Consider the following 8,056-nt stretch of genomic DNA (forward strand, 5'->3'; position numbering starts at 1 on the left):
CACATTGCCAACAAGCAACCCGCCGGTAAACACCCGACGACAACCTGCACCCTGCACCAGCACCACCCGGACACTGTCCCGGCGTCTCGCTGACCCGGATTAATCTACACAGCACCCTCCCGACACGCAAAACACCAGGTCAGAGCCGCGTCTTCCGAAATCGGTCCGGATCCGCGACGGTATGCCCCTTACTCCGGCGGCGCCGTCGCCGTTCATGGACAGGTCACCTGGAATCCAGCTATCCCGTATGCCGGTCCCTCGTGGAGCCGTGCCACGTCCGACCACTCTGGGATCCCGGGCCTCCTCGTGTGCGGCAGCCGTTCCCCGGATTCGTCTCGGTTGGTGACGCGACGCATGGCGTTGGTGAGCACCCGCGCATCCTGCCGGTTGAACAACGGATTCGTCCTTGTCCTCGGGGCATCGCGGCCCCATGAGGGTGAGTTCCCATGCCCCGCCCATCGCACCACACCTCATAGAGCTCCACCTGTGGGACGTGGATCCGCCTACAGTCTTATTCACGGCCCTCCTCGTTCCCGCACCCTGCGCCCCTCCCCTGCACACATACTGCATCGCTGATGGCCTGGACGCACCCCGTCGTGCCAACGCGGGCCAATGTCCCGACGGGGAGGGGCCAACATCTGCACTCAACTCCGTCGAAATCTTCTGTCTACCGGTCGACGACCACCGGGCCGACTGCACCAGTGGGTAGTCGTGTCCCACCGGAGCAGCTCCGCTCCTGTCCCATACCGGCGTCAGCGCTCCGCGTAGATGCCTCGTCACTCCGTCCCCAGGGATGCTGGGAACGGCGAGAACGTCGATCCGGTGTCCGCATCGACAGTCGTAGACAGCTCCAGAAACGGGCAACACCCTGGTTCCCCGACGGGTTCCGTCGGGGATACGAGACCGCCCGACCGCCGACCCCCACGGTCCGTACCCCGCCCTGGGGTAAAGCCCCGCATCCCTATCCCGCGCTTCCCGCCGAGGTGCATCCCTATCCTGGTTCTGTCGGCTGGGGCGGGCACCGACTGCAGGACGCCAGCTTCCACTATGCCCGACGCCAACCTCGAGGAGAACGGCAGCAGCATCCCCGGGGTGCACTCCGCATTACCCGTCTGTCCAAAGGAGCCGCACACGCTGCGCCCCGGACCAACTGAAACCCGGACCTTCTCTGCGGTGCCTCGGTTCTGTGAATTGTGGGGCCCGTTCCCCGCAAGCAGGGACGGGTACCTCGGGACGCCCGCCCCATCCGTTGCGGGTCATGCACTCCCCTCGCTAACGACGACACACTTCACAGAGAACGCCGCGATGCGAATAGCCTTCGGTCCCCGATCGCCGACGCAGGCTGTCCCCTCCCCCACCTCCCCGGTGCACCGATCACGCGGGGGCCGGGAGCAGTCCCAGGACGGGGTTGATAGTCAGAAGGTGTCCTCGGTATCCGCCCCTCTCCAACAGGCCGCCCCACTAGGGCATGTCTCTCAAAAAGTCGATCCGGGAGATGACACCCTGGACAGCAAGGACGGACAATCCCTCCACCTGTTCACTGACGCCCGGTGGGCCCGCATCGAACCACTCCTGCCCTCCTCGGACGGCCACCAGGGGCGAGCGTTTCGCGACAACCGCCTGGTCGCCGGAGGCGTCATCTACCGATACCGGACCGCTACCGCCTGGCGTGACCTACCCGACTACTTCAGCGCATGGTAGTCCGTGCGGAAACGCCACCGCCGCTACACCGCCGACGGCACCTGCGACACGGCGCTGGTCAGAATCCTCGCTGACACTGGTGCCGCCAGTGAGATTGACTGGACGGTGCCAGTGGATGCGACAATCAACCGTGCCCCACCAGGACGGCACGGACACGGCCACGCCCGAGCTGCACGCAGGGGGGCGCAGGCGAATTACACGAATTAGGGCGCTCAGGGCTGCTGCCCGACTGAACCTGCCGGGCACCGGGAGGCCTGAGCACCAGGATCCATGCCGGAGTCGATGGTGCCGGCCGGCCGTTGTCGATCGTGGTCACCGGCGGGCACCGCAAGACGGTGCCGTCCTGCGTGAGGTCGTCGATGACATCCGGGTGTCCCGGGGCGGTGGTGCCGGACCACGCACCACTCCGGATGCGGCGCTGGCCGATAGGGCCTGCCCAACCAAGGGCACCCGGGAGCATCTACGGGAGTATCTACGGTCCCGGGGGTATCAGGACACCCATCCCCGAAGAGATCGACCAGGTCACTGACCGGAAGAAGGATCCCGCCGGCGCAGTTCAGTCGGCCGTCGTTGCCCGGCTCGCGCCTTTAAGAGAGACGGTCTAGGACATCACTCGAATAGCGACCGGACAGCTATTCGCCCCAATTCCGTCGCTGAACCAGGCGCATGAGCTCCACCTCCGGTCCCCTCCGGACGGTTGGAACGGTGAGGGCGAGGGCCAGCGAAACACACAGATCTCCGACGAGCCTGTGGACATCGCCCACGGCCATCGAAGACCACGATCGCACCCGCCGAGCCGCGGGGCAGCGGTCCACCTGCCACCAGCAGTATGCGCCGTCGACCCGACGAAACAATGCTCCGGCCCCTCCCGGACATCCGCGACGCGTCGGCCTCGCGGTGGTGCGCCCCAAACACCCCCAACCGGAAACGGGCATAAAAAAGTGGTGTGTGACCACAACAACCACAACGATTGCTGCAACCACACACCACACAAAAGAACAATGCCGGCGGCGACCTACTCTCCCACACCCTCCCAGGTGCAGTACCATCGGCGCAGGCAGGCTTAGCTTCCGGGTTCGGAAAGGGACCGGGCGTGACCCCGCCGCTAAAACCACCGACAAAAACACAAGAACAAAACACACACCCACCCGACAAACCAAGTGGTGTGCTGTGCCGTTCCAGACACTGCACAATGAACGCGAATACCAACAACTTACGCAACAAGCCAACTTCAAGCCATTACAATAATGTCATCCTCGGTCAATTAGTACCGGTCACCTCCAACACTCACATGCTGTCCAGATCCGGCCTATCAACCCCGTCGTCTACAGGGAACCTCAAACGAAACCTCATCTCGAAACAGGCTTCCCGCTTAGATGCTTTCAGCGGTTATCCCTCCCATACGTAGCCAACCAGCCATGCCACGGGCGTGACAACTGGCCCACCAGAGGTATGTCCAACCCGGTCCTCTCGTACTAGGGTCAGCCTTTCTCAAGTTTCAACGCGCACGGCGGATAGAGACCGAACTGTCTCACGACGTTCTAAACCCAGCTCGCGTGCCGCTTTAATGGGCGAACAGCCCAACCCTTGGGACCAACTCCAGCCCCAGGATGCGACGAGCCGACATCGAGGTGCCAAACCATCCCGTCGATATGGACTCTTGGGGAAGATCAGCCTGTTATCCCCGGGGTACCTTTTATCCGTTGAGCGACACCGCTTCCACAAGCCGGTGCCGGATCACTAGTCCCTACTTTCGTACCTGCTCGACCTGTCAGTCTCACAGTCAAGCTCCCTTGTGCACTTACACTCAACACCTGATTACCAACCAGGCTGAGGGAACCTTTGGGCGCCTCCGTTACTCTTTGGGAGGCAACCGCCCCAGTTAAACTACCCACCAGGCACTGTCCCTAACCCAGATCATGGGCCGAGGTTCAGATATCCAGCACGATCAGAGTGGTATTTCAACAACGACTCCACAACCACTAGCGTGACCGCTTCACAGTCTCCCACCTATCCTACACAAACCGAACCGAACACCAATACCAAGCTATAGTGAAGGTCCCGGGGTCTTTTCGTCCTGCCGCGCGTAACGAGCATCTTTACTCGTACTGCAATTTCGCCGGGCCTGTGGTTGAGACAGCAGGGAAGTCGTTACGCCATTCGTGCAGGTCGGAACTTACCCGACAAGGAATTTCGCTACCTTAGGATGGTTATAGTTACCACCGCCGTTTACTGGGGCTTAAATTCTCCGCTTCGGTGAAAACACCTAACAGGTCCTCTTAACCTTCCAGCACCGGGCAGGCGTCAGTCCGTATACATCGACTTACCGTCTTCGCACGGACCTGTGTTTTTAGTAAACAGTCGCTTCCCTCTATCCTCTGCGACCCACACCAGCTCCAGCCGAAAAAGCCTTCACCAGCACGGGCCCCCCTTCTCCCGAAGTTACGGGGGCATTTTGCCGAGTTCCTTAACCACAGTTCACCCGATCGCCTTAGTATTCTCTACCTGACCACCTGTGTCGGTTTGGGGTACGGGCCGAATGTGCACATCGCTAGAGGCTTTTCTCGACAGCATAGGATCACCAACATCCCCGCAAACGGGTACGCATCACGCCTCACCCACAATGAACCCCGGATTTACCTAGGATTCGGGCCACACGCTTACACCACAATCCAATAAGTGGCTCGGCTACCTTCCTGCGTCACCCCATCACTTGGCTACTACCAACTCAGGTCCCACGCATCCACACACAGCAACCCACAAAGTAGGCCACCACACGCTTCAGGGCGGTTAGTATCGCTGATTCACCATGGTCGCACACACACGGGTACGGGAATATCAACCCGTTATCCATCGACTACGCCTGTCGGCCTCGCCTTAGGCCCCGACTCACCCTGGGAAGATTAACTTGACCCAGGAACCCTTGGTCATCCGGCGGATGAGGTTCTCACTCATCATTCGCTACTCATGCCTGCATTCTCACTCGCATAGCGTCCAGCACTGGGTCACCCCGCACCTTCACTCGCCACACGACGCTCCCCTACCAACCCACCAAAAGGTGAGCTCCGCGGCTTCGGCGGTGTACTTGAGCCCCACTACATTGTCGGCGCAGGACCACTCGACCAGTGAGCTATTACGCACTCTTTCAAGGATGGCTGCTTCTAAGCCAACCTCCTGGCTGTCTTCGCGATCCCACATCCTTTTCCACTTAGTACACCCTTAGGGGCCTTAGCCGGCGATCTGGGCTGTTTCCCTCTCGACTACGAAGCTTATCCCCCGCAGTCTCACTGCCGCGCTCTCACTTACCGGCATTCGGAGTTTGGCTGATGTCGCTAAGATGGTAGTCCCGCTAAACCAACCAGTAGCTCTACCTCCGGCAAGAAACACACGACGCTGCACCTAAATGCATTTCGGGGAGAACCAGCTATCACGGAGTTTGATTGGCCTTTCACCCCTACCCACAACTCATCCCCTCAGTTTTCAACCTAAGTGGGTTCGCGCCTCCACGACGTCTTACCGTCGCTTCACACTGGCCATGGGTAGATCACCCCGCTTCGGGTCCAGGACACGCCACTAACAACACACTAGTTAGTATTCGCTTTCGCTACGACTACCCCACACGGGTTAACCTCGCGACGTGCCGCTGACTCGCAGGCTCATTCTTCAAAAGGCACGCCATCACCCCACAAGGAGGCTCTGACGGATTGTAGGCACACGGTTTCAGGTACTATTTCACTCCCCTCCCGGGGTACTTTTCACCATTCCCTCACGGTACTAATCCGCTATCGGTCACAACAAGTATTCAGGCTTACCGGGTGGTCCCGGCAGATTCACAGCAGATTCCACGAGCCCGCTGCTACTCGGGGACACTTGCAACCCACATGCATGATGCTTTCACGTACCGGACTCTCACCGTCTACGGCAGGCCATTCCAAACCACTTCCGCTAACACCACACACACAGGCGGCAGGCTGACAGACCCACCACACAAGACCCCACAACACCCCACATGCAACCCCTGCCAGGTATCACACACACAAGGTTTAGCCACATCCGATTTCGCTCGCCGCTACTCACGGAATCACTATTGTTTTCTTCTCCTACGGGTACTGAGATGTTTCACTTCCCCGCGTTCCCTCCACACCAGCTATACATTCACCAGCGGGTGACCGCGCATAACCACGGCCGGGTTTCCCCATTCGGACATCCTCGGATCAACGCTCAGTTGGCAACTCCCCGAGGCATTTCGCAGCCTCTCACGTCCTTCATCGGCTCATTGTGCCAAGGCATCCACCGTGCGCCCTTCACAGACAACACTAAAACAAACAAAAGATGACTCTACAAAATTGCATAAAATAAAGAAGATACTCGCGTCCACTATACAGTTCTCAAACAACACGACACCCACACCCACCAACCACACCACACAGGCGCAGCCAACAGACAAGAAGATGCCCACACACTAGGAGCATGCTGCCCCAGACACCCAACAACGCAACAAACCCAAGCACTCCCCACCACACCACACAAAAGCTGTGCGACAAACAAACGATGACCCGGCAATGATCTCCACCCGGATTCAACACGCAGACTACGCAAACCCCCACCCACCACAACACAGTGACAGGCAGGCAAGAAAGGCCTGCAACCAAAAAGCTCCTTAGAAAGGAGGTGATCCAGCCGCACCTTCCGGTACGGCTACCTTGTTACGACTTCGTCCCAATCGCCGATCCCACCTTCGACAGCTCCCTAACGAGTTTGGGCCACTGGCTTCGGGTGTTACCAACTTTCATGACGTGACGGGCGGTGTGTACAAGGCCCGGGAACGTATTCACCGCAGCATTGCTGATCTGCGATTACTAGCGACTCCGACTTCATGGAGTCGAGTTGCAGACTCCAATCCGAACTGAGACCGGCTTTAAGGGATTAGCTCCACCTCACGGCATCGCAACCCACTGTACCGACCATTGTAGCATGTGTGAAGCCCTGGACATAAGGGGCATGATGATTTGACGTCATCCCCACCTTCCTCCGAGTTAACCCCGGCAGTCTCTCGCGAGTCCCCACCATAACGTGCTGGCAACACAAGACAAGGGTTGCGCTCGTTGCGGGACTTAACCCAACATCTCACGACACGAGCTGACGACAACCATGCACCACCTGTATACAGACCACAAGGGACAACACATCTCTGTGCCAATCCTGCATATGTCAAGCCCAGGTAAGGTTCTTCGCGTTGCATCGAATTAATCCACATGCTCCGCCGCTTGTGCGGGCCCCCGTCAATTCCTTTGAGTTTTAGCCTTGCGGCCGTACTCCCCAGGCGGGGCGCTTAATGCGTTAGCTACGGCACAGAAGTCGTGGAAGACCCCCACACCTAGCGCCCACCGTTTACGGCATGGACTACCAGGGTATCTAATCCTGTTCGCTACCCATGCTTTCGCTCCTCAGCGTCAGTAACTGCCCAGAGACCTGCCTTCGCCATCGGTGTTCCTCCTGATATCTGCGCATTTCACCGCTACACCAGGAATTCCAGTCTCCCCTACAGCACTCAAGTTATGCCCGTATCGCCTGCACGCCCGGAGTTAAGCCCCGGAATTTCACAGACGACGCGACAAACCACCTACGAGCTCTTTACGCCCAGTAATTCCGGACAACGCTCGCACCCTACGTATTACCGCGGCTGCTGGCACGTAGTTAGCCGGTGCTTCTTCTGCAGGTACCGTCACAAAAGCTTCGTCCCTGCTGAAAGGAGTTTACAACCCGAAGGCCTTCATCCCCCACGCGGCGTCGCTGCATCAGGCTTGCGCCCATTGTGCAATATTCCCCACTGCTGCCTCCCGTAGGAGTCTGGGCCGTGTCTCAGTCCCAATGTGGCCGTCCACCCTCTCAGGCCGGCTACCCGTCGACGCCTTGGTAGGCCATTACCCCACCAACAAGCTGATAGGCCGCGGGCTCATCCTGCACCGAAAAACTTTCCACCACCGACACTAAACGATGGTCCTATCCGGTATTAGACCCAGTTTCCCAGGCTTATCCCGAAGTGCAGGGCAGATCACCCACGTGTTACTCACCCGTTCGCCACTCGAGTACCCTGCAAGCAGGGCCTTTCCGTTCGACTTGCATGTGTTAAGCACGCCGCCAGCGTTCGTCCTGAGCCAGGATCAAACTCTCCATAAAAGCATATCAGCCCTACAAAAAGCCTGAACATACTGGCAAACAAAAAAATATACTGAACTACTGACAAAAAATGTCAATCAACATCAACCCGCACCACGGGGGGTGGCACGAGCCGACAAACATCAACACCAACCAGCAGCACAATAAGAAAAGAACGATATTTAACAAGCAATCA

Annotated in this window: 1 protein-coding gene and 3 rRNA genes; 1 reads left to right on the forward strand and 3 read right to left on the reverse strand. The window is 58.7% G+C overall.

Annotated features, from left to right (window positions below; genetic code table 11):
* Positions 1-1,305: 1,305 nt before the first annotated feature.
* On the forward strand, positions 1,306-1,701 hold the full coding sequence (locus MUN33_RS14185; RefSeq protein ID WP_369414907.1) for a transposase: 396 nt from the start codon (positions 1,306-1,308) through the stop codon (positions 1,699-1,701).
* Positions 1,702-2,703: 1,002 nt separating this feature from the next.
* Here MUN33_RS14185 and rrf read toward each other — a convergent pair.
* The 3 genes from rrf to MUN33_RS00035 all read right to left on the reverse strand — a co-directional run bounded on the left by rrf (position 2,704) and on the right by MUN33_RS00035 (position 7,881).
* Positions 2,704-2,820, reverse strand: a 5S ribosomal RNA gene (gene rrf, locus MUN33_RS00025).
* Between the two features lie 126 nt (positions 2,821-2,946).
* Positions 2,947-6,018, reverse strand: a 23S ribosomal RNA gene (locus tag MUN33_RS00030).
* 347 nt (positions 6,019-6,365) lie between these two features.
* Positions 6,366-7,881, reverse strand: a 16S ribosomal RNA gene (locus MUN33_RS00035).
* Together the 16S, 23S and 5S rRNA genes form the textbook arrangement of a ribosomal RNA operon.
* Positions 7,882-8,056 lie beyond the last annotated feature (175 nt).

Source organism: Corynebacterium kalidii, assembly GCF_022869005.1.
GTDB classification, from domain to species: domain Bacteria; phylum Actinomycetota; class Actinomycetes; order Mycobacteriales; family Mycobacteriaceae; genus Corynebacterium; species Corynebacterium kalidii.